The organism is Achromobacter insuavis, assembly GCF_902859645.1.
GTDB lineage: Bacteria > Pseudomonadota > Gammaproteobacteria > Burkholderiales > Burkholderiaceae_B > Achromobacter > Achromobacter insuavis.
On sequence record NZ_CADIJR010000093.1, the window covers coordinates 1 to 22,433 of the forward strand.

At 70.6% G+C, this 22,433-nt stretch carries 23 protein-coding genes; 6 read left to right on the forward strand and 17 right to left on the reverse strand.

Annotated elements, in window-relative coordinates; all coding sequences use genetic code 11:
* Window positions 1–86 precede the first annotated feature (86 nt).
* A complete protein-coding gene (imuA, locus tag H0523_RS28005) occupies window positions 87–785 on the reverse strand; it encodes a translesion DNA synthesis-associated protein ImuA (RefSeq protein WP_049073385.1) in 699 nt (232 codons plus the stop codon).
* Between the two features lie 304 nt (window positions 786–1,089).
* Entirely contained in the window at window positions 1,090–2,631 is a 1,542-nt protein-coding gene (locus tag H0523_RS28010) for an amino acid permease (protein WP_054431273.1), read from the reverse strand.
* Between the two features lie 161 nt (window positions 2,632–2,792).
* On the opposite strand from H0523_RS28010, the gene ypfH reads away from it, so the two are divergent.
* Together ypfH and H0523_RS28020 are read left to right on the forward strand one after the other, a co-directional pair.
* On the forward strand, window positions 2,793–3,521 hold the full coding sequence (ypfH, locus tag H0523_RS28015) for an esterase (protein ID WP_054431274.1): 729 nt from the start codon (window positions 2,793–2,795) through the stop codon (window positions 3,519–3,521).
* A 10-nt stretch (window positions 3,522–3,531) separates the two neighbouring features.
* A complete protein-coding gene (locus H0523_RS28020; RefSeq protein ID WP_054431275.1) occupies window positions 3,532–4,338 on the forward strand; it encodes an IclR family transcriptional regulator in 807 nt (268 codons plus the stop codon).
* 119 nt (window positions 4,339–4,457) lie between these two features.
* Here H0523_RS28020 and H0523_RS28025 read toward each other — a convergent pair whose 3' ends face one another.
* The 11 genes from H0523_RS28025 to queE all read right to left on the reverse strand — a co-directional run bounded on the left by H0523_RS28025 (window position 4,458) and on the right by queE (window position 15,803).
* Window positions 4,458–5,252: an SDR family NAD(P)-dependent oxidoreductase gene (locus H0523_RS28025; RefSeq protein ID WP_054431276.1), complete on the reverse strand. Its 795-nt coding sequence runs from the start codon at window positions 5,250–5,252 to the stop codon at window positions 4,458–4,460.
* A 1-nt stretch (window position 5,253) separates the two neighbouring features.
* Window positions 5,254–6,231, reverse strand: coding sequence for a Bug family tripartite tricarboxylate transporter substrate binding protein (locus H0523_RS28030; RefSeq protein ID WP_054431277.1), 978 nt, complete (start codon window positions 6,229–6,231; stop codon window positions 5,254–5,256).
* Between the two features lie 42 nt (window positions 6,232–6,273).
* A complete protein-coding gene (locus H0523_RS28035; RefSeq protein ID WP_054431278.1) occupies window positions 6,274–8,007 on the reverse strand; it encodes a thiamine pyrophosphate-binding protein in 1,734 nt (577 codons plus the stop codon).
* Entirely contained in the window at window positions 7,991–8,854 is an 864-nt protein-coding gene (locus H0523_RS28040; RefSeq protein WP_054431279.1) for a hypothetical protein, read from the reverse strand. Before H0523_RS28040 ends, H0523_RS28035 begins: the two co-directional genes overlap by 17 nt.
* Window positions 8,855–9,427: 573 nt before the next feature.
* On the reverse strand, window positions 9,428–10,849 hold the full coding sequence (locus H0523_RS28045) for an efflux transporter outer membrane subunit (protein ID WP_054431280.1): 1,422 nt from the start codon (window positions 10,847–10,849) through the stop codon (window positions 9,428–9,430).
* 55 nt (window positions 10,850–10,904) lie between these two features.
* On the reverse strand, window positions 10,905–11,825 hold the full coding sequence (locus H0523_RS28050) for an efflux RND transporter periplasmic adaptor subunit (RefSeq protein ID WP_054431281.1): 921 nt from the start codon (window positions 11,823–11,825) through the stop codon (window positions 10,905–10,907).
* Between the two features lie 2 nt (window positions 11,826–11,827).
* Window positions 11,828–12,040 carry a DUF1656 domain-containing protein gene (locus H0523_RS28055; RefSeq protein WP_020927916.1) on the reverse strand — a complete coding sequence of 71 codons (213 nt, stop codon included), beginning with the start codon at window positions 12,038–12,040 and terminating at the stop codon, window positions 11,828–11,830.
* A complete protein-coding gene (locus tag H0523_RS28060) occupies window positions 12,037–14,085 on the reverse strand; it encodes an FUSC family protein (protein ID WP_054431282.1) in 2,049 nt (682 codons plus the stop codon). The genes H0523_RS28055 and H0523_RS28060 overlap by 4 nt, the downstream gene beginning before the upstream one ends.
* A complete protein-coding gene (locus H0523_RS28065) occupies window positions 14,082–14,555 on the reverse strand; it encodes a MarR family winged helix-turn-helix transcriptional regulator (protein ID WP_054431283.1) in 474 nt (157 codons plus the stop codon). Before H0523_RS28065 ends, H0523_RS28060 begins: the two co-directional genes overlap by 4 nt.
* A 175-nt stretch (window positions 14,556–14,730) precedes the next feature.
* Window positions 14,731–15,174, reverse strand: coding sequence for a 6-carboxytetrahydropterin synthase QueD (gene queD / locus H0523_RS28070; protein ID WP_054431284.1), 444 nt, complete (start codon window positions 15,172–15,174; stop codon window positions 14,731–14,733).
* A complete protein-coding gene (gene queE / locus H0523_RS28075) occupies window positions 15,171–15,803 on the reverse strand; it encodes a 7-carboxy-7-deazaguanine synthase (RefSeq protein ID WP_054431285.1) in 633 nt (210 codons plus the stop codon). Before queE ends, queD begins: the two co-directional genes overlap by 4 nt.
* A 537-nt stretch (window positions 15,804–16,340) precedes the next feature.
* On the opposite strand from queE, the gene arfB reads away from it, so the two are divergent.
* The 3 genes from arfB to H0523_RS28090 all read left to right on the forward strand — a co-directional run bounded on the left by arfB (window position 16,341) and on the right by H0523_RS28090 (window position 18,376).
* Window positions 16,341–16,757 (forward strand): alternative ribosome rescue aminoacyl-tRNA hydrolase ArfB, encoded by a 417-nt coding sequence (gene arfB, locus H0523_RS28080; RefSeq protein ID WP_054431286.1) that lies wholly within the window; start codon window positions 16,341–16,343, stop codon window positions 16,755–16,757.
* Between the two features lie 173 nt (window positions 16,758–16,930).
* A complete protein-coding gene (locus H0523_RS28085) occupies window positions 16,931–17,272 on the forward strand; it encodes an ArsR/SmtB family transcription factor (RefSeq protein ID WP_054431287.1) in 342 nt (113 codons plus the stop codon).
* A gap of 45 nt (window positions 17,273–17,317) precedes the next feature.
* Window positions 17,318–18,376, forward strand: coding sequence for an alkene reductase (locus H0523_RS28090; protein ID WP_054431288.1), 1,059 nt, complete (start codon window positions 17,318–17,320; stop codon window positions 18,374–18,376).
* A 49-nt stretch (window positions 18,377–18,425) separates the two neighbouring features.
* Here the strand turns inward: H0523_RS28090 and H0523_RS28095 are convergent, their stop codons facing one another.
* Window positions 18,426–19,277, reverse strand: a complete 852-nt coding sequence (locus tag H0523_RS28095; protein WP_054431289.1) for a CPBP family intramembrane glutamic endopeptidase — start codon at window positions 19,275–19,277, stop codon at window positions 18,426–18,428.
* Window positions 19,278–19,472: 195 nt separating this feature from the next.
* Between H0523_RS28095 and H0523_RS28100 the strand changes: the two genes are divergently transcribed.
* On the forward strand, window positions 19,473–19,847 hold the full coding sequence (locus H0523_RS28100) for an MAPEG family protein (RefSeq protein WP_054431290.1): 375 nt from the start codon (window positions 19,473–19,475) through the stop codon (window positions 19,845–19,847).
* A 74-nt stretch (window positions 19,848–19,921) separates the two neighbouring features.
* On the opposite strand, the gene H0523_RS28105 is transcribed toward H0523_RS28100, so the two are convergent.
* The 3 genes from H0523_RS28105 to H0523_RS28115 all read right to left on the reverse strand — a co-directional run.
* Window positions 19,922–20,356 carry a carboxypeptidase-like regulatory domain-containing protein gene (locus tag H0523_RS28105; protein ID WP_054431291.1) on the reverse strand — a complete coding sequence of 145 codons (435 nt, stop codon included), beginning with the start codon at window positions 20,354–20,356 and terminating at the stop codon, window positions 19,922–19,924.
* 93 nt (window positions 20,357–20,449) lie between these two features.
* On the reverse strand, window positions 20,450–21,244 hold the full coding sequence (locus H0523_RS28110; protein WP_054431292.1) for an NRDE family protein: 795 nt from the start codon (window positions 21,242–21,244) through the stop codon (window positions 20,450–20,452).
* 3 nt (window positions 21,245–21,247) lie between these two features.
* Window positions 21,248–22,433: FUSC family protein (locus H0523_RS28115; protein ID WP_180180222.1), on the reverse strand; the 1,186-nt coding region annotated here is incomplete at its 5' end.

The window sequence follows — 22,433 nt, forward strand, 5'->3', positions numbered from 1 at the left end:
GCATGCCCGGGCGCACGCCGGCCTGGCGCGCGGCGGGCGTGAGGGCGGCGACGCGTTCCTGGTCGAGGACCGCGCAGGCCTGCGCCTCAAGCGGCCAGTGCGGGCGCAGGGCGTCCAGCGGCAGGCAGCGCAGGCAGGCGGCGATCCAGAGGCGCATGGCGGGTGGGCGCCAGGACGCCGGGCTCCAGGCCCACGTACAGCGGGGCCTCGCAGACCGGTCCCCGGCGCTTGAGGATATGGACGGACAGCCCGCCCGGCGCGGGCGCGAGCGCCAGGCGCAACGGGGCGGGAGTGGCGTGCTGCGCGGCGCTGGCCGGACGCAGGGCGACGAACAGCAGGTCGCTGGCCTGGGCCGCCAGGTGCAGCCGGCGCAGCGATTCGGGGCGCACGTGCGGCAGCCAGCAGAGCAGGGCGCCGCAGCTGCCGTTCTTCAGGATCTGCTCGGCGGCCCACAGGGCGTCCAGGGGCTTTTCGGGGGCGACCCAGAGCAGCTGGCGCGGGTCGAGCCGCCAGCTCATCCAGCTGGCGATGTGCGGCGCGTGCGGCGGCTGCACCAGGGCGATGGGGCGGCGCGTTTCGAGCTGCGCCAGGGCCGGGCGCAGCAGGCGGATTTCACCGATGCCGGGTTGCGGCGCCAGCAGCTCGATCAGCGACCCCAGCGGCCAGCCGCCGTCCGGCAGCTCGGCCGACAGGGCGGCGTGGCCGGTGGGCAGGCTGCGGGCGGCGCCGCGCGCCAACTGGGTGGCGCGCCACAACGCGGGATGGATCTGTTCTGGCGACGGCATGGCGGGTGGACGACCCGGTTTTCCTGGGTGAAGACGCGGTGGGCGGCGATACGGCCGGGCGGGGAAGCGCCTGGCCGAAATCGCTGATTGCTGTATGAATATACAGTATTTTACCCGACCCGGAAGGCACCGGATGTATCCCGGGATTGCACTGCCATGGAGAGGGGGGCGAGGGGCGGAAATCCCCCGTTTCCGCGGAGTCTGGCCGTGGCGGCGGGACGCCGGGCGGTGCCGCGCCGCGCGCCCGGACTGCCCGGCATGCTGGAACGGGCCGGGCCGTCGCGCGGGACGGCCCGGTATCGCGTCAGGTCCGCGCGGCCTGCCCGGCGGCCACCGGCGCGTCCTGGCCCACGCCGGCGGCGCGGTCGGCCTCGAAACCGTAGAACTGCATGTCCTCGTAGCGGATCCAGCGCGACTTTTTCACCAGCCGGTGGCCGATCCAGAACGCCAGGAACAGCGGGATCGCCAGGTAGGTCGAGACCACCCCGATCCAGTCGATGCGCTCGTCCAGGAAAGCCTGGTAGTTCTGGCCCAGCGTGACCAGCAGGCACAGCACGAAGGCGAACAGCGGGCCGAACGGGAACAGCCCGGCCTTGTAGGGCAGGTTGGCGGTGTCGTAGCCGTGCTTTATATAGCCCTGGCGGAAGCGGTAGTGGCTGACGGCGATACTGAGCCAGACGATGAACTCGGTCATGCCGGCGAAATTCAGCAGCCAGATGTAGACCGCCTTGGGGCTGTAGACCACGCTGAACATGCACAGGCAGGCCAGCGCGGTGGTGGCCAGCAGCGCGTACAGCGGCACGCCGTTGCCGGTCAGGCGCTTGAACACGGCCGGCGCCTGGCCCTCGACCGCCATGTTGAACAGCATCCGCGTGGCGGCGTACATGCCCGAATTGCCGGCCGACAGCACCGAGGTCAGGATCACCGCGTTCATCACGGTGGCCGCCGACAGCAGCCCGGCGTGCTGGAACACCAGCGTGAACGGGCTGACGGCGATGTCCTCGACTTCGTTGCGCAGCAGCTGCGGGTCGGTATAGGGGATCAGCAGGCCGATGATCAGGATCGCCAGCACGTAGAACAGCAGGATGCGCCAGAACACGTGGTTGATGGCGCGCGGCACGTTGCGGCGCGGGTTCTCGGATTCGCCGGCGGCCACGCCGACCAGCTCGGTGCCCTGGAATGAATAGGCCACCACCATGGCCACCCCGACCCAGGTGGCGGCGTTGCCGACGAAGGGCGCGTCGCCCACCGTCCAGTTGCGCAGGCCGACCGGCGCGTCGCTGTGGATGATGCCGACCAGCATGGCCACGCCCAGCACGATGAAGCACAGCACCGCCACTACCTTGATGATGGCAAACCAGTATTCGGCCTCGCCGAAGCTGCGCGCCGAGAAGGCGTTCAGGCCGAAGGTCAGCGCTAGGAAGACCACGCTCCAGATCCAGCCGGGGGTGTCGGGGAACCAGTACGCCATCACCAGCTGGGCGGCGACCACGTCCACCGCCACCACTGTGGCCCAGCTGAGCCAGAAGTTCCAGCCCAGCGCGAAGCCGAAGCCGCCGTCCACGTAGCGCGAGGCGTAGGTGCAGAACGAGCCCGAGACGGGCATGAAGGTGGCCAGTTCGCCCAGGCTGGTCATGATGAAATAGACCATCAGGCCGATCAGCAGGTAGACCGTGAGCGCGCCGCCCGGGCCGGCCTGGGCGATGGCCGCGCCCGAGGCGATGAACAGGCCGGTGCCGATGGCGCCGCCCAGGGCTATCATGGTCAGGTGGCGCGCCTTGAGCACGCGGTGCAACTGGTTCTTGCCGGCCGGAGGGGTTCCCGAATCTGTCGTCGGTGTTTTCATGGAATGCACAGGTTGATGCAAAGCGCTGCGCCGGCCACGAACGCCCGTCAGCGCCTGGTGGACACCGGGGGCAGTAGCCAGCCCGGGGGGCGCCTTGCCTAGGATTGCGTGTGACGGGCATTTTACAATGGGGCCATCCAGTGCCCGAACGGAGCCGTTGCATGGCTGCTTCTTCCCCAGATTCGTCCTCTTCTTCCCGCGCGATCGAACTGCTGCCCGAACCGGGCGCCGAGGTGCGCCAGTTGTTCATCCTGCTGCACGGCGTCGGCGGCGCGCCCGACAACCTGCTGCCGCTGGCCCAGGCCGTGCGCGCCGCGTTCCCCGCCGCGGCGATCCTGATCCCCGAGGGTTTCGAGCCGTTCGACGGCGGCGGCGCCGGCCGGCAATGGTTCTCGGTGCGCGGCGTCACCGAGGAAAACCGCCCCGAACGGGTGGCCCGGGCCCTGCCGCCGCTGGAGGCCTACGTGAAGCAGGCCCAGGCGCGCTTTGGCCTGCTGCAGTCCGACACCGCGCTGGCCGGCTTCTCGCAGGGCGCCATCATGGCGCTCGAACTGGTGCAGGCGCATGACGGCATGGCCGGCCGCGTGATCGCCTTTTCGGGCCGCTATGCGCAATTGCCCAAGGCCGCGCCGCAGTACACCACGCTGCACCTGTTGCACGGCGCGGCCGACGGCATCATGCCGGTGGCGCACATCCAGGCGGCGCAGGCGCGGCTGGACGAGCTGCATGGCGACGCCACCATCGACGTGGCCTCGCAGGTCGGCCACGAGCTGCACCCGGCGCTGATCCAGCGCGCCATCGAGCGGCTGCAGACCTGCGTGCCGCTGCGCAGCTGGGAAGCGGCGCTGGGCCTGAACCAGTCGCCGCCGGACGGCACCACGGTGCACTGACGCCGCGCCGATGAGTCCCGCCAAATCCTCCGCCGCCGCCCGCGACGCCGATCCGGTCGGCGGCGCGCAGAGCATCTTCCGGGTGCTGCGCATCCTCAAGTACGTGGGCGCCGCGCCCGCGCGCGGCGTCGGCCTGACCGACGTGGCGCGCGACCTGGGCCTGACGCCGCCGACCGCGCACCGCATGCTGTCGGCCCTGCTGCAAGAGGGCTTTCTGGCCCTCAACCCCAAGCTCAAGACCTACAGCCTGGGGCGCGAGTCGTACATCCTGGGGCTGGCGGCGGAAAGCCGCCACGGCATCAAGGCGATCGCCGAATCGGCTGTGCTGCGGCTGGCCGAGTCCACCGGCGACACCAGCTTCCTGTCGGTGCGGTCGGGCCACGAGGCGGTCTGCGTCGACCGCAAGACGGGCGATTTCCCCATCAAGATCCTGACGCTGGAGGTCGGCCACCGCCGGCCGCTGGGCGTGGGGGCGGGCAGCCTGGCGCTGCTGGCGTTCCTGCCCAACGACGACATCGAGCGGGTGCTGGCGCGCTACGACGCCTCGGCCGCGCCGGACCTGCCGTCCACCGCGATGCTGCGCGAGGATATCGCCGCCGCCCGCAAACAAGGCTATGCGCTGAACCCGGGCCGCATCATTCCGGACATGCTGGGGGTGGGCGTGCCGGTGTACGACCGCGAGCAGCACGTGGTGGCCGCGCTCAGCGTGGCCGCGATCCGCTCGCGCTTGTCGGGCGCGCGTTTGCAGGAGGTGGTGGCGGCGCTGCAGCGCGCCGCCACGGAACTGGGCGCGGAGCTGGCGCCGCGCCCGGCCTGACGCGCGGCGCGACCGCGCGCGTCTCGGATCCGGGCAATCCGACACAAGCATCGGACCGATCGGGAGATGGCCGGCAGGCGGCGCGTCCTGGCGTCCCGCTGGCCGGCCTGCTACGCCGGCTATCGCCCCGCGCAGGACTTGCCGCCGTCCACCGGCAGGCACACGCCGGTGATGTATTTCGCTTCGTCGCTGGCCAGGAACAGCGCCGCGTGCGCCACGTCCCAGGCGTCGCCCATGCGGCCCATCGGGCTGGCGGCGTTGCGGCGCCGGCGCATTTCCTCGACATCCTCGAACTGGCCCGCGATCTGGGTGTAGATCAGCGGCGTGTCCATCACGCCCGGCAGCACCGCGTTGACGCGGATGTTGTCGGGCGCGTAGCGCACCGCCAGGGCGCGGGTCAGGTGGTTCAGTCCGGCCTTGGCGGCGTAGTACGAGGTGTACGGATAGGTGTTGACCTGGATCGAGGCCAGCGACGAGATGTTGACGATGCTGCCGCCGCCCTGGGCCAGCATGGCCGGCAGCACGTGCTTGCAGGTCAGGAACACGCCGGTCAGGTTGGTGTCCATGACGCGGTGCCAGCTTTCTTCGCTGGCCTCGATCGGGTCGCCCATCTCGGTGATGCCGACGTTGTTGTGCAGCACATCGATGCGGCCGGCCTCGGCCAGCGTGGCCTGCACCGCCGCCAGGATCTGCGCGCTGTCGGTCACGTCGGCCGCCAGCGCGGTGCAGCGGCCGCCTTCCTCGGCGATGATGCGGCGGGTTTCCTCGGCCGAATCGGCGCGCAGGTCGACCGCGAACACGTGCGCGCCTTCGCGGGCATAGAGCGCGGCGGCGGCGCGGCCGTTGCTCCAGCCCGGTCCGGACGAACCCGCGCCGAACACCAGCGCGGTCTTGCCTTGCATGCGCTGGCCCATGTCAGTCCACCGAGATGTGCGCGAACTCGGCCACCTTCTTCCACTTGGCCACGTCTTCCTTGATCATGGCGGCGAAGGCCTCCGGCTGGTCGGCCACCACGTAGGCGCCCACGCCGGCATACTTGGCCTGCACCTCGGGGTCGGCCAGCGCGCGGCGCGAGGCCTCGCCCAGCTTGGCCAGGATCGGCGCGGGCAGGCCGGCCGGGGCCAGCAGGCCGTTCCACATCTCGGCGTCATACGTCGGCAGGCCGACTTCGGCGAAGGTGGGCACGTCGGGCAGTTGCGGCAGGCGCTTGCGCGCGGCCACCACGATGGCGCGCAGGCTGCCCGACTGGATGTGCGCCATCGACGAGGCCGCCGTGTCCCACAGGATCGGCACCTGGCCGGCGATGACGTCGTTGAGCGCCGGGCCGGTGCCGCGGTACGGCACGTGCATCATGTCCAGGCCCGACAGCGACTTGTAGTACTCCATCGCCATGTGGGTGGCGCCGCCGTTGCCCGACGAGGCATACGAATACTTGCCCGGCGCGCCCTTGACCAGCGCCACGAAGGACGCGTAGTCCTTGGCCGGGAAGTCCTTGTTGACCACGATCACGCCCGGCACGCGGATGATCTGCGTGACCGGGGTGAAGTCCTTGACCGCGTCGTACGGCAGGTTCTTGTAGACCGCCGAGTTGGTGCCGTTGGTGCTGGACGTGCCCAGCAGCAGCGTGTAGCCGTCGGGCGTGGCGCTGGCCACCGCGCGCGAGCCGACCGTGCCGCCGGCGCCGCCGCGGTTCTCGACCACCACCGCCTGGCCGATCTGCTTGCCCAGCGCTTCGGCGAAGATGCGGCCGACCACGTCCGAGGTGCCGCCGGGCGGGAAGGGCACGATCAGGCGGATCGGACGGTCGGGATAGTTGCTCTGGGCGCCGGCGGACGGCGCCAGCACGGTGGCCAGGGCGGCGGCCGCCGCGGTCAGCCAGGTACGGATCTTCATGGGTTGTCTCCTCGCTTGGTATGTCTGTGTTGTTATTCAGGCTCAGGCGATGCGGTCGCCCGGCTTGATCTTGGCGGCGCGGCTGTCGACGCCGGGCAGCATGTGCGCGGGGTCGCGCGTCACCACCACGTCCAGCACGGTGGGGCGGTCCTTGCAGGCATAGGCGGCGGCCAGCGCGGCCGGGATCTCGGCCGGGTCCTCCACCCGGATGCCGTTGCAGCCCAGCGCGCGCGCCACGTTGGCGTAGTTGGTCTCGGCCAGGTCCGACGACTGGTAGCTGCCGCTGCCGTACATCAGGTGCTGCAAGGCCTTGATATAGCCCGAGGCGGCATTGTTGACCACCACCAGGGTGAAGGCCAGGCCCATGCGCACGGCGGTTTCCAGTTCGCCCAGCGACATGTTGCAGCCGCCGTCGCCGGTCAGGCTGATCACCTGCCGCCCGGGCGCCGCCGCGGCCGCGCCGATGGCGCCGGGGATGCCGTAGCCGATCGACGCGAAGCCGCGGTCCGGCACGAAGCCGCGCCCGGCGCGCTTGGTGTCGAACAGCAGGCCGCCCCAGTGCGCGGCGAAGCCGCCGTCGGCCACCAGCACGCCGTCCTCGGGCAGGCTGGCGTTGATCTCGTGCATCAGGCGCGCCATGCCGATGGGCCGGTCGGCCGAGGTCAGCTTGGCGTGCACCGATTCGCGCCAGGTATGCATGGCCTGGCCGACTTCGGCGGCGTAGCTTTCCCGGCGGGCGGCGCCGTCGTCGGGCCGGGCGGCCAGGGACTGGTCCAGCTCGGCCAGTGTGGCGCGGGCGTCGCCCCACAGCCGCAGCGTCGGCGTGGTGGTGCGGTCGAATTCCTCGGCCACGATGTCCAGGTGGATGATGGGCGCGCCGGTGGCCAGCAGGTCATAGCGGCGCGTGGCCACTTCGCCCAGCTTGCAGCCGACCACGAACAGGCAGTCGGACTTGGCGATCAGGTCGTTGGCGATGCGGCTGTAGCGGCCGAACAGGCCCGCGTTCAGCGGATCGTCGCAGGCGATGGCGCCCTTGCCGCTCATGGTGTGGGCGACCGGGATGTTGTAGCGCCGGGCGAAGGCCTGCACCGCCTCGGCGGCCTCGCTGATGTGCACGCCGCCGCCGCACAGCATCAGCGGACGGGCGGCGCCGGCCAGCATGGCGGCGGCCTGCGCCAGGGCGTCGGCGTCGGGGCGGCAGCGCAGGGCGGGCGCGCGGCGGTAGGTGGCGCTGGCGTGGAAGGCGTCGGCGTCGAACGCGTGGACTTCATGCGCGATGTCCTCGGGCACGTCCAGCACCACCGGGCCGGGCCGGCCGCTGGTGGCGACCGCGAAGGCGCGCCGCACCAGTTCGGGAATGCGCTCGATCTTCTCGACCCGCAGCACGTCCTTGACCACCGGGCGCAGCACTTCCAGCTGGCGCGCTTCCTGCGTCATGTTCTTCCACGAATGCATGCGGTGCGAGTCGCCCACCAGCGCCACCATGGCGGTGCCGGCGTTGTAGGCCTCGGCCAGGCCGGTGACCAGGTTGGTGGCGCCGGGGCCGAGGGTGGCGTCGCACACGGCGGGGCGGCCGCTGACCTTGGTGTAGGCGTCGGCGGCGAACACCGCGCAGCGTTCGTCGTTGATCAGGTTGTGGTTCAGTTTCAGGCGTCGCACCGCGTCGTAGAACGGCAGCAGCTGGAAGCCGCCCATGCCGAACATCAGGCCGACGTCATGCGCCGCGAACATGCGGGCGATGGCTTCGCCGCCGGTGATTTCAAGGGTTTCCGACATGCGGGGAATGCTCCAGGTGGGTTGCGCGCCCGGCCAGCAGGGCGTCGATAAAGGATTTCAGGGGGGCGCCGATGCGGCAGCCGAGTTCGCGGGCGCGGGCGTTGGCGCACGACACCACGCCGTCCTCGTAGCAGGAGCGCGCGTCGCCGATGCGGGCGCTGTGGGCCGACACGGTCAGCGCCGCGATGCCGCGCTGCTGCAGTAGCGGCAGGCGGCCGATGCCGGCGCTGTCCTTGCCGATGCCGGCGTCGTTGAAGGTCACCAGCCAGGGGCGGGGGCGCACGCCGTCGGTGGCCAGGCCCGCCAGCCGTTCGCCGTGCGAGGCGGTGACGGCGATGCGGCCGTCGTCGTCCGCCTCCAGCAGCGAGACCGAGTCGGCGCCGATCACCCGCGGCGTGCCGTCGGCGGCCGTGGCCAGGACCGCGCGGGCCTCGTGGCGCGGCGCCGGCCAGGTCGGCGCCATGTCGGCATCGGCCAGCCGCCGCGCGGCCTGCGCCACGGCCATGCCGGGACGGCAGCCGAGCGCATGGGCCAGGCCGTTGACGTGGCTGATGATGCCGTGGCGCGCCATGTCGGCGCCGTCGCCGATGCGGCAGCTGCGGTAGTCGGCGGTGGCGGCGGCCACGCCCCATTGCTGCAGTTCGTCCAGGCCGGCGATGCCGGCCTGCTGCCAGCCCACGCCGGCGTCGTTCAAGACCACCGCGCGCACCCGGCCTCGGGCGGCGCAATAGGCGGCGTAGCTGCCGCCGTGCGAACCGGCGATCACCACGCGGCCGGCGTCCGTGGGGGCCAGCTTGGTGATGCTGTCGAGGATGCGGGCAGCCTCGGTGTGAATCTGGTTTTCCATATTATGGATGTTTGGTCGGATTTCCTTCGGGTTGCGAACTTCCGAGTGAAATCGACTTGTCTCTGTATAGGTTTGAATAATGATATGCAGCCGATTCTAAGAGGCGGCGGCTCGGATTCGCAATGTTGTCTCCATATTGTGGAAACTATATGAAGAAAGGCCGGGTGGCACAGGGCGAGCGGGCTAGGAGGGAGAAGCCGGGTGGAGCAATCGGTGCGGGACAGGGCGAGAAAGAGGGATAAGGCGGGCCGGGCCGGGTCGGCTGGTGGCGCCGTCCGCCGGGCGCGCGCAGGCGCGGAGGCCTGCGGGGGGCTTGCGGAGGGTCTTGCGACAGGTCCTGCGCTGCGGCGTGCAACGGGGCGTGAACGATCACGCGCGGCGAGCGCGGCGCGATGACCGTGCGGTGGCTAAGGAGAGGCCGGCGAAGCGGCTGCGGTTACCGCGTCAGGCAACCGCGTCGAGTAACCGCGACGCCGCCGTGCCGGCAAGCCGGCCAGGCGGGGACGGCCTTGTCGGCGCCGCCAGGGCGGGCGGCGCGCGGTCTCGATGGACGGGCCGGGCGGCCCGCCGCGTCTACTTTTCCCAGCCGCCGCCCAGCGCCAGGAACACGGCGATCTGGTCGTTGCTGAGTTCGGCCTGGCCGGCGGCCAGCGCGCTTTCGCTGCTGGCCAGCGTGCGTTCGGCGTCGAGCACCGTCAGGTAGTCGGTCTTGCCGTACTGGAACAGCTGGCGCGCCTGCGACGCGGCCTGCGCCGCCTGGTCGCGCGCGGCCTGCAGCGCGGCCTGGCGGTCGAGCTGGCGCGCATACACCACCAGCGCGCTCTCGGTTTCGCGCAGCGCGTTCAGCACCGAGGCGTCAAAGCGCGCCACGGCGGCCTTGGTGTTGGCCTCGGCCTCGGCGATGCGCGCCTGCACCGCGCCGGTGTTGGGCAGCGTCCAGGAGATCAGCGGCCCGACGCTCCAGCTGAAGGTGCCGCGGTCGCCGAACATGGCGGCCGGGCCGCCCGAGGCGCCGGACAGGCCCAGCGTGATCTTGGGATACAGGTCGGCCGTGGCCACGCCGATGCGCGCGGTGGCGGCGGCCAGCGTGCGTTCGGCCTGGCGGATGTCGGGACGGCGGCGCAGCAGCGCGGCGCCATCGCCCACCGGAATCGTCTGGCTCAGTTGCGGCGCGGCGGCGCATTGCAGCAGCGTGGTCGGGATCTCGGCCGGGGTCTGGCCGGTCAGCGCGGCCAGGCGGTACAGCGCGGTGCGCTGCTGCGCCTGGAACGGCGGCAGGTTGGCACGCAGCTGCTCCAGCTGGCTGCGGGCGCGGGTGACGTCGAGCGCGGTGCCGCGGCCGGCGCGTTGCAGCCGGCTGACGGCATCCAGCGATTCCTGCTGCACCTTGACCGAGTGTTCGGCCGAGGCCAGCTGCATGCCGGCCGAACACAGGTTGGCGTAGGCGCGGGTGGTCTCGGCCGCGACCGTGACGCGGGTGGCGTCGTACGCCGCCTGCGCCGACTGCGCATCGGCGCCGGCCGCTTCCACGGCGCGCCGGATCTGGCCGAACAGGTCCAGCTGATACGACATGCTGGCGCCGGCCGAGTACGACCAGCGGTTGGGCGGGTCGATGCCGGGCGCCAGTTCCTGGATGCCGGAGACGTGGCCGAAGGTGGGCGAGGCGTTCACGCCCAGGCTGGGCTGCTGCTGCGCCTGGGTTTCGCGCACGGCGGCCTGGGCCCGTTCGAGATTGGCGCTGGCCACGCGCAGGTCGGTGTTGGCCGCCAGGGCCTTTTCCACCAGGCCGTCCAGCACCGGATCGTTGTACAGCCGCCACCAGTGGCCGGGCACCTGGTCGCGCTGGAACACGCCTTCCCGCGCCTCGGCGAACGGCGCCTGCGCGCTTGGCCGGGTGGCGGCCGATCCGGCGGGCACCTGGTAGTCAGGGCCCACGGCGGCGCATCCGGCCAATGCGGCGGACAGCATCAGCGGCAGGAAGAATCTGGTGTTCATGGCGATTACGGCTTGGCGTTGTCTAGGAGATTGCGGGTTTGCAAAAAAGGCGTGTTCAGGACGGTTGGCGCGCGTCGGTCTGCGTCTGTGCGGGCGCGGCGGCGGCGCCGACCGCGACGGTGGCGGTCTGGCCGGCCACCAGGCGCACGCCGGTGGGGACTTCGTCGATCTTCACGCGCACCGGGATGCGCTGCGCCAGGCGCACCCAGTTGAAGGTCGGGTTGACGTTGGGCAGCAGGTTGGCGCCGGTGCTGCGGTCGCGGTCGGCGATGCCCAGCGCGATGCTCTCGACGTGGCCGCGGATCTGGCGGTTGTCACCCATCAGCGTCACGGTCACGGGGGCGCCTTCGTGGATGCCGGGCAGCTTGGTTTCCTCGAAATAGCCTTCGACGTAGAACGAGCTGGCGTCGACCAGCGCCATCACGCCGCGCCCGGCGCTGGCGTACGAGCCAGCCCGCAGGTCGAGGTTGGTGACGCGGCCATCGGTCACGGCCAGCACGCGGCTGCGTTCCAGGTTCAGGCGGGCGGTGTTCAATTGCACCTCGGCCTGGGCCAGCGCGGCCTCGGTCTGCTGCAACTTGGTCTGGCTCTGTTCCAGCGCTTCGGCGGCCACCAGCTGGCCGAGCGAGCGGTTGCGCTTGGCGTCGCGCAGCGCCTGTTCGCGCGCCACCTGTTGCGAGCGCACGGACGCTTCGGCCTGGTCGTAGGCCAGCTGGAAGCGCGCGCGGTCGATCTCGAACAGCACGTCGCCGGCCTTGACGTCCTGGTTGTCGTGCACCGGCACGGCGGTCACCAGGCCGGACACGTCCGGCGCCACCTGCACCACGTAGGCCTTGACGCGGCCATCGCGGGTCCAGGGCTCGACTTCATAGTGCACCCACAGCTGCCAGCCGGCGTAGACGGCGGCCGCGACCACGGCGGCGGTCACCGCGAATTTGCCGATGGCGGCGGGGCGCAGGGCATTGGGGAGTTTCATACCTATCTCTGCAGAAAGTAAGGGGAAATCAGGGAGACGCCATACAGCAGCACGATGAACAGCGCCAGGTCGAACAGCGCCGGGTGCCACACCAGGCGGTACAGCCCGGCGCGTGCCAGCACGCGGCGCACGGCCCAGGCCACGCCCAGGGTGACCACGCCCAGCACCAGCAGCCAGGGGAAATAAATGCCGTAGAGGTTGAATTCGCCGATCATGGTGTTTCCAGCGTGGGATGGGCGGGTTGGTAATCGGCCGCGTCGGGGAAGAAGGCGCGGCGCAGGCCCACCAGGGCCACCACGGCGCGGTCGCGCGCGGCGACGGTGCCGGGCGTGGCGCTGACGCTGGCCAGGGCCCGGTCGATCTGCGCCAGCATTTCCGGCGCTTTGTCGCCGCCGCGCCAGGCCGAGCGTTGACGGAAGAAGCGCGCCAGGCTGTCGAGCACCGGCGCGATGGTGGCGTCGGCCATGGGCAGGTGGCGGCGGGCGCGTTGCAGTTCGGTGATGTCGCGGCCCACGCGCAGGTCCTTGAGCGCATCGGCGGCGACCAGGTCGTCGGGCCGCTTGGCCATGGCCAGGCGCGGTTGCAGCAGGCCGATGCGGTCGAGCATGCGGGCGGCATAGGTGTGGCGGGCCGGGGCGCGCGGCGAGCTGGCCAGCGTGGCCAGTTCGTTCCAGTTGGCGGCCTGGATGCGGCGCGCGCTCCAGTCGGCGCTGACGGTGCGGAAGATGGCGGCGATGATCGCGGCGGTGGCCACGCCCATGCACTGCGCCACCTGGGTGTCGATGAACGACACCAGGTCGGCGGTGTGGGTGTCTTGCAGCGCCATGGTGCCCAGGAAGCCGAACAGCACCGCCATGGCCTTGCCGGTGGAGGCCGGCCGCGCGATGAAGATGCCCAGCACGAAGGCGGTGGGCAGCATCGCCAGCGCCAGCATCTCGAACGAATGGATGGCCGGCATGATGCCCAGGAGGTACAGCGCCGACAGCGGGATCGAATACACCGTGTAGGTCAGGAACTGCATGATGCCCGGCACCGGGTTGTCCTGCGAGGCGAAGAAGCAGCTAAAGATGGCGGCCATCATGGCGGCGGTGGCGCCGTTGCTCCAGGCCGTGCCGATCCAGAACAGGCAGACGGCCGAGATGGCGACGCCGGCGGCGGCGGCCGACAGCAGCGCCATGCCGCGGTCGCGGTGCAGCGCGCGATTGGGCGTGCTGGTGGCGGCGCGCGGCGCGCGCAGCGGGGCGCCGGCCAGTCCGGCGCGGATTTCGCGGCGCAGCGCCAGGCATTCGTCGTAGGTGTCGATCAGCTCGCGCAGCCGCGTCATGAGGCTGGCCAGCAGCGCGTCGCGCCAGCCGGAATGGCTGTCGATGGCGGGCGTCAGGCGCGCCACGGCGGCGCGCAACTGCACGGCGGTTTCATGGGTGGCCTTGGCGCCGGCGTTGATCCATTCGGAGATGTCGGCCAGCACTTGCGAGACCGGTTCGGGCAGCGTCTGGCCGTTGGCCTGCAGGGCGCGCATGCGGTCCTCGACCGCGGACACGGCGGGCGTGAGCGCGGCGATCTGGTCCTGCATGGCGCGCACCGCGCCGGCGGTCCAGCGCAGGTTGCCGGTGTCGAACGGCACGTGGGTCGACAGCAGGCGCAGCTGGGTGATGTCGTTGGCCAGCTCGCGGCGGTCGCGGTCTTTCTGTTCGGCGGTCTTGCCGCTCAGGGTGTCGTGGATCCAGAGCTTGGCGTCGCGCACCGCCTTGTCCAGCTGCAGCGTCAGGGCGGGCGCCAGGCCGCGGGGCAGCACGATGCTGTGGACCAGTGTGGCGCAGACGATGCCCAGGCTGATTTCCTCGACCCGCGCCAGCGCGGTGTCGAACACCAGCGACGGATCGGTGACGCTGGGAAAGCCGATCATGGCGGCGGTGTAGCCGGCCAGCATGAAGAGATACGAGCGCGGCGTGCGGTCCAGCACCGACAGGTACAGGCAGACGCCGACCCAGGCCACCATGGCGGCGGTCATGACGACGGGCGAATTGGACAGGCGCGGCACCATGTAGACGGTCATGGCCGAGCCGCAGAAGGTGCCGACCAGGCGGTACAGCGCCTTGGAGCGCACCGCGCCGGACCAGGGCTGGGCCACGATGTAGGCGGTGGTCATGGCCCAGAACGGGCGCGGCAGGCCGATGCTGTACGAAAGATAGAGCGCCATGATGGCGCTCAGGTAGCTCTTGAGGGAGAAGATCGTCTCGCGGACGTTGGGCAGTTTCATGGCCGCGGGTCCTCTTGCGCGCCGGCGGCGCCGCGGCCCAGCGCGGCCTTGAGCGAATCGAACACGCGCAGGCAGGCCTGCAGGTCGGCTTCGCTGACGCCGTCGAACAGGCGCCGGCGCAGTTCCACCAGCACGTCCTCGACCTGCTTGCGCAGGGCGTGGCCGGCCTCGGTCAGGTGCAGGGTCTTGGCGCGGCGGTCGTGCGGGTCTTCGCGGCGTTCCATCAGGCCGGCGGCGACCAGCTGGTCGAGCACGCGCACCAGCGACGGGCCCTCGACCCCCAGCGCTTCGGCCAGCGCGCCCTGGCGCACGCCGTCGCCCAGCCGGCCGGCCAGGATCACGGGCCAGGCGGTGGCTTGCGACAGGCCGTAGTCGGCCAGGGCCTTGTCGGCGGCGCCGCGGTAGGCGCGCGACAGCACCATCAGGTTGGCGGTGGTGGCCATGAGTTGGGAGTCGGTGGGGGTGTCCATAGGAATCGATTGTATCCTATCTATTAGCTTACTATTAATTGAAAATGGCGAAGATCTCCATTGATTTTTTCAATCGGGAAAATCAGGGGCGGGCTTTCCGTGGGTGGAAAGACGGGGCGGCAAGCGCATGCTGTCGCATCGGCTTGCGGGCGGCCAGGCCGGCCGCCCTGGGCGATCAGCCGTTGCAGTCAGCCCAGCAATTGGGCGTTTCGTACAGGCGCACGCGCGTCAGGCGCAGGTCGGCGCCGTAGTGGCCGTGATAGTGCGGCGCCAGGATCCCGAAGATGATGGCGGCCAGGTTCTCGGCGGTCGGGATGCGGTCCAGCACCACGGTCTTGTGGCCGGGCATCGAGTCGAGGAAGCCGCGCACGGCGGTGTCGCCCTCGTACACCAGGAAGGCGTGGTCCCAGACGTCGACGACGTGGGTCTTGGCGATGCGCTTGATGTCGGCGAAGTCCATCAGCATGCCGTTGTCGGATTCGCCGGGGGCCTGGACGATGTCGCCGGTCAGGGTGATTTCGAGCACGTAGCGGTGGCCATGCATGTTGCGGCACTGGCTGCGGTGATCGGGAATGCGGTGGCCGGCGTCGAATTCAAGCCTGCGGGTCACGGAAATCATGGAATGCCTATGTATTTATGGGTCTGCAGGCTCAGGCGCCATTGCGGGTGCTGCATGCAGTACTGGACGGCCTGTTCGGTGTTGGCCAGGCGGGCGGGGCCATCCATGGGTTGCAGGAAGAAGTGTTCGAAGTCCAGGTGTTCGAAGCGCGGAGGCAGGGCGTTGGCCTGGGGGTAGACCAGCTTGAGTTCGTTGCCGCGTTCGATGACGACGGGGGCGGTGCCTTTGGGGCTGACGCAGATCCAGTCGATGCCGGGAGGCGGCTGGACGGTGCCGTTGGTTTCGATGGCGACGGTGAAGCCGCGGGCGTGGACGACGGCCAGGAGGGCTTCGTCCAGTTGCAGCAGGGGTTCGCCGCCGGTGAAGACGATGTAGCGGTTGGCGGTGTCGGGGCCCCAGGCGGCTTCGATGGCGTCGGCGAGCAGGTCGGGGGTGGCGAATTTGCCGCCGCCGTCGCCGTCGGTGCCGATGAAGTCGGTGTCGCAGAAGGTGCAGGCGGCGCTGGCGCGGTCGCTTTCGCGGCCGGTCCAGAGATTACAGCCTGCGAACCGGCAGAAGACCGCCGCGCGGCCTGCGTGGGCGCCTTCGCCTTGCAGGGTTTTGAAGATTTCTTTGGCGGTGTAGGTCATGGGGGCGTGGCGCTTGGTGGTGCGCCAGGGAGGGGCAAAAGCGCATTATTTTAGTCGGTCTTGGTTGCGGGGGGCTGGGATGTCCTTGATGTCGTGGGCTTTTTCTCCTTTGTGGGGGCTGGCGGGGGATTTCCGCGGGGCGTTGCCGGGGGGGCGCGTCTGGTGCTTCGTAGGTCGCCCTGGGCGCGGGCGGGTCGGGAGGCGGGCGCCCACGATTGCGGTCCGGAGCGTTCGCTCCGGACTGCCCCTTCGTCATCTTCGTCACAGCCTTCGGCTGTTCCTTCAGATTCCCTCGGGCGCATCGAGGTTGCCCGCCTCCCGACCCGCCCGCGCCCAGGGCTGCGAATGCCTGGGTGCGTGGCGCTGCTGGGCTTCGGGGTTCTGGAGAGGCTTGCGGGGCCCGCCTTGAACGGCCGCGCGGGCGGCCGTTCAAGGCATACGCGAATTGGGGCGTTGGGGCGGTGTGCGCTGGCGCGCCTGCGCGGCGCATGCGCGGAGAGGCGTTGGGCCTGGCGAAGGCTTATATACTCTCGCGCTATGTTTCATGTTCAAGATTCTCTCCATATTGACGAGCGCGAGATTGAGTTCTCGATGATCCGGGCGCAGGGCGCGGGCGGGCAGAACGTCAACAAGGTGTCGAGCGCGGTGCATCTGCGGTTCGATGTGCGGGCGTCGTCGTTGCCGGCCGACATCAAGGATGCGTTGTGCGCGATGAGCGACCATCGCATTTCCAAGGAGGGGGTGATCGTCATCAAGTCGCAGTCGTTCCGCAGCCAGGACAAGAACCGGGCGGAGGCGATCGAGCGGCTGGTGAACATGGTGCGCGCGGCGGCGAAGGTGGAGAAGCCGCGGCGGGCGACGAAGCCGACGCGGGCGTCGCAGCGGCGGCGGGTGCAGCGCAAGGTGCTGCATGGCGAGGTGAAGCGGTTGCGGGGGCGGGTGCAGGGGGAGTGACGGTCTGCCTGGACGGGCTGTCGGTGGCTGCGGACGGCCGGTAACGGACGGCCGGTTATTGGGGGCGGGTCCGGGTGCGGAGTCGATTCCAAGGAAGGCCCCTCGGCCGGCAGGGGTATAACGATATATCGGGATGTCTCGATATAAGATTCGATAAATTGCGATATTTCAATATGACGACCACTGCTGCCACCGCCGTCGAGGCCACCACGGAGATCGATGTCGACGCCATTCTCAAGGCGTTGGCCAATCCCGTGCGCCGCGAGATTTTGGGGTGGTTGAAGACGCCGCAGGCGCACTTCGAGGAGCGTCCGGGCCATACCTTCGAACACGGGGTGTGCGCGGGCCATATCGATGGGCGCTGCGGGCTGTCGCAGTCCACCGTGTCTTCGCACCTCGCGGTGCTGCAGCGCGCGGGGCTGATTTCGGCCACCAAGGTGGGGCAGTGGGTGTTCTTCCGTCGCAATGAACCCGTGATTGCCGCGTTCCTGCTGCAATTGAATCAAGACATGTAGCCTGCCGCCGCTACCCAAGCCCGCCCGCCGGGCACGAGGATTGTTATGAGCCTGCTGTTCGAACCCTTGCAAGTGGGGGAACTGACCCTGCCCAACCGCATCATCATGGCCCCGTTGACGCGCCAGCGCGCCAGCGAAGGCCGGGTGCCGAACGACCTGATGGTCGAGTATTACGTCCAGCGCGCCGGCGCCGGGCTGATCCTGACCGAGGCCACCTCGGTGACGCCGCAGGGCGTGGGGTATGCCGACACGCCGGGGCTGTGGTCGCAGGAGCAGGTCAAGGGCTGGCGCAAGGTGACGTCGGCGGTGCACGAGGCCGGCGGCCGCATCTTTGCGCAGCTGTGGCACGTGGGCCGCATTTCGGATCCGGTGTTCCTGAATGGCGAACTGCCGGTGGCGCCGAGCGCGATCGCGGCCGGCGGCCATGTCAGCCACGTGCGCCCCAAGCGCGGCTATGTGGTGCCGCGCGCGCTCGAGACCGATGAGATCCCGGGCATCGTCGAGGCCTACCGCCGCGGCGCGCAGCTGGCGCAGGAAGCCGGTTTCGACGGCGTCGAAGTGCACGGCGCCAACGGCTATCTGCTGGACCAGTTCCTGCAGGACAGCACCAACCACCGCACCGACGGCTACGGCGGCTCGCTCGAAGCGCGCGCCCGCCTGATGCTGGAAGTGGTGGACGCCAGCGTCAGCGTGTGGGGCGCGGGCCGGGTCGGCCTGCATCTGTCGCCGCGCGGCGATGCCCATACGATGGGCGATTCGGATCCGGCCACGACCTTCAACTATGTGGCGCGCGCGGCGCGCCGCCGCGGCCTGGCGTTCCTGTGCGCGCGGGAACACGAAGGCGCCGACAGCCTGGGCCCTCAGCTCAAGGAATCGTTCGGCGGCGTGTACATCGCCAACGAAGGCTTCACGCGCGAATCGGCCGAGGCGGCGATTGCCGCGGGCCGCGCCGATGCGGTGGCGTTCGGCGTGCAGTACATCGCCAATCCCGACCTGGCGCAGCGTTTCGCCCTGAAGGCGCCGCTGAACGCGCCGGATTCGTCGACCTTCTACGCCGCGGGCGCGGTCGGCTACACCGACTATCCGGCCCTGGCGACGGCCTGAAGCGCCGCGCCATTGCCGCCCGCAACGGGTCGGCAATGGCGTGGGCGCATCAATGCAGCGCGGCGCGCATCGGGTAGGTGAACAACCCGTAGTGCGCCGCGTTCAGGCCCAGATGGGCCAGCACCGCGGCCGCCAGGCCGCCATGGCGATAGGCCAGCCCGTAGGCCACGCCGGCGATGCCGGCCAGCAGCATCCATTGCCAGCCGCCGGCGTAATGCGCCAGCCCGAACAGCAGCGCGGCGATCAGCAGCGCCGCGCTGGGGCCCCAGGGGCGGTCGCGCCAGCACCGCGCCAGCCGCTGCTGCACATAGCCGCGGAACAATGCTTCCTCGGCCAGCGTCACCAGCAACGCGTTATTGATCAGCCAGAGCCAGCCCGAGTCGGGCCATTTCGGCGTCCACCCCACCACCTGTAGCGCCAGCCCCAGCCCGAGGCAGGCCACGATGGCGCCCGCGCACGCGGCCAGCGCCGCGGTGAGCGTGGCGCGCGCGTTGGCGCCGGCCATCGCGGGCGCGGCGGCCAGCAGCACCCAGAACGCCACCAGCGGCTTGTCCAGGTTCAGGTACATGCCGAAGGGCACGGCGTCGGGCGTCAGCGCGGCGCGCGGAATCACCAGCGGATTGTGGAAGCCGGGCAGCCAGTGCAGGAACAGCAGCACCGCCAGGATCACGAACAGCGCATGGCCGGCGGCGCGGGCGGCCGGCGCCATGGCGGGTCGAACCAGCACGGCGGCCAGCGCCAGCAACGCGGGCCAGGCCAGCGCCAGGGGCTCGAGGCCGCCTTGCGTCCAGGCCCAGGCGTAGGCGGCCGCCAGCGGCAACAGCGCCCAGCGGCGCGTGGCCGGCGGCCACAGCAGGGCGGCGGCCAGGAACATCAGGGAGCCGGGAGAGGCGAGGGGCATGGTTCTTCCTGCGAGACAACGGGCGGCGCGTCACCGGCATCGCGTTCGCGGGAGGCGCCCAAAGGCGCAAGTGTAAGCGCCGGATTGCGCGGCCGCCGTCGGCCGCTTTTCATTTCCGCGCTTTCAGGCGACCATGCCGCAGCGGCGTTTCCCGCCCGGTGGCGGGAAGGAGCACGTTCCGCGCAAGGAGCAGCAATGAAATTGATCGCATGGTTGATGTTGGCGGCGGCGATCCTGCCGTTCGTCTGCACGATCGTCGCCAAGGCCGGCGGCAAGAAGTTCGACAACAACGATCCGCGCGCCTGGCTGGCGCGGCAGGAAGGCTGGCGCGCGCGCGCCAACGCGGCGCAGGCCAACACGTTCGAGGCGCTGCCGTTCTTCTACGCGGCGGTGCTGTTCGCGCTCTACAACCAGGCGGCGCCCCTGCACGTGGCCACGCTGATGGCCTGCTGGCTGGGCGTGCGCCTGGGCTACCTGGCGATGTACCTGGCGGGCTGGGGCGCGCTGCGTTCGCTGGTCTGGGCGATCAGCGTGGGCTTCATCATCGCCATCCTGTTCGCGGGCGTGTAGCCCGCTTGCGGGGGCCATGCCGGGTCCGGGGCGCCCCGCGCGCCCGGCCAGGCCGCATGGCCATCAGCGTCGATTCACTTCCACTCGAACACGGCGCGCGCGGTGCCGCTGTTCTGCACGTTGACCTCGCGTTCCTGCGCCTTGCCGTTGTAGGTGGCCGAGACCTTGTAGCTGCCGGCGGGCAGCTTGACCAGCATGTAGGGGCCCTGGGCTTCGGCGTGCAGCACCTGTTTGCCGTGGCCATCCTGGATGACGACGGCGACGTTGGCGACATAGTCGGCCTTGCCATCGCGCTGGGCGGCGAAGGTCAGCGACAGGGGGTAGTCCTTGGCGGCGGCCTTCATGGCTTCGGATTCGTCCAGGCCGATGCCGCCGCTGACGTATTGCACGCTGCCCTGGTGCTGGACGGCGGGCAGGGCGGCCTGGGCGGCGGTCAGGAAGCCGGCGAGGGCCAGGGTGCCCACGGTCATGGCGGCGGCCAGGGTGCAACGTTCGATGCGCTTGTTCATGCAATTCTCCTTGAAGGGATGATCACGCAAGAAATTCGACCGGCATGCCGGCGGCGAGTTCGCCGCCGGCTGTCCGTCGTCGCGGGGGGCGGACTATCCAAGCGTATCGCTCGCGCCACGATCACGCCAGGCGAATGCCAGCACGCTTTCGCCGCTGGCGCCGCCGTCGGGGGCAAAACGCTTTTCGGTCAATTGGCCGCTGCCGTCGTCGCACAGCGCCAGCACGGTGGAGCTGCGGGTGCCATAGTTCGGACTGACGATGAAGGGGCTGCTCAATAGTTTTTCGCGATCCGGCGGCAGGCCGGTGGCCGGCAGATCGGCGTCATCGGCCGGGCTGCGGTCGGCCAGCGCCTGGAACAGCGCGGGCAGGTCGGGCTGGGGGCCGCGCGCCAATACGCGTTCGAAGGCGGCTTTGGTGCGCGCCAGCTTGGGCCAGGGCGTGTCCAGCAGGTGGTTCGACAGCGCGTAGACGCCCGACGCCAGGCGCCGCGGGGCGCCGTCGCGGTTGCTGGCGTACCAGGCGCCGCGGGCATCGCCGACGATCAGGTTGAAACCGTTGTACGCCTGGCCGGCGGCATGCGCGGCGGCGATGTACTCGGCGGCCGGCGCGTGGCCGCGCAGGAAGTCCTCGACCAGCGCGCCGCGCGAGGGCGCATCGGCGATCTGGCGGCCGGGTTCGCGGAAATTCGTGACCAGCGCGTAGCGGCCGTCGCGGGTCGCGCCCATCCAGGTGCCGCCGGCCAGGCCGTCGCGGCCGCCGTATACGTCGGCGGCGTCGGCCCATTGCGCCGCCGGCAACGTCGGCCGGGCGTGGAATTCATCGCGGTTGGCGGCGATCAGGACGGGAATGCCCGGCACGGTATGCAGGGCGAGGACGGCGAGGCACATGGTTCAGTCCGGTTGGATGGTGTGGGACGGCGGGCGGGCGCGGCCGGGTTCGGCGGCGAAGCCCGGTCCGGCGAGCGTGGCGCGCAGCGCTTCGATGGCGCCGGCGGCTTCGCGCAGCGCGGGGGCGTCCGTGGCGATGGACGTGGCGCTGACCGCCGCGCCCTGGGTCACGGCCTGCGCCATGGCGTGCAGCGCGTCGGCCAGCCGCGCCAGCGCCGCCGGTTCGGGCGCCGGCTGGCCGGCGGGCAGCGACCAGGCGCTGTCGGAGATCGCGTTGGCGACCCGTTCCAGGGCCACCTCGACCGGCCACCAGGCCAGCGCCCGGCGGCTCACCAGGCGCGGTTCCGACAGGCCGCGCTGCAAGGCGATGCGCAGGTCGGACAGGCGCGCGTAGGCCTGGGTGCGCAGGTCGTGGCGGGCCGTGGAGTCGGCCTGGAACACGGTGTTCAGGTAAGCGGCCAGGGTTTCGATGGCGGTGGCCACCGCCTGGTCCAGGTTGTGGCGCTCGATCCGCATCCACGGCAGGTAGCCGACCGCCAGCACGATGGCGGCGGCCACCGCCACGTCCTCCAGCCGCGCCAGCGCGATCGGCCAGCTGCCGGGTTGCAGCGCGCCGATCAGCAGCATCAGGATGGGCAGCAGGATCGCCGAGAACAGGCCGTAGTTGCGGCGGATCGACCACGGCAGCAGGGCCGCCAGCACGGTCACCGTGAGCAGGCTGGCGATGCCGCTGCGGTCCAGCGCCAGCACCGTGGCGCTGATCGCCACGCCCACCACGCTGCCGGCGCAGCTTTGCAGCGCGCGGGCGAAGACCGAGCCGAAGTTGGGCTTGAACACCACCACCACGATCAGCGGCACCCAGTACGAGCGCGGCAGCGCCACGGCGCGCGCCACCGCCTCGGCGACGATCAGGCACAGGCCCAGCCGCACCAGGTAGCGCACGGTGGTGGGCCCCGGCCGGTAGGTGCGCGCCAGCACCCGCCAGGGCGTGCGTGGACGGGCCGGCGGCAGGGCGGGAAAGGCGTCGGGCCGCGCCGGGCCGCTGCCTTCCAGCAAGGGTTGCGCCTGCTGCAGCGCGTCGGCCAGCGCGCCGGCGCCGGCCTGGCGCAGCGCCGCGATGTCCTCGGCGGGCGCCTGCGGCGTGTCGTTCTCGACATGGTCGGCGAGCCGGTTGATGACGCGCGCGCAG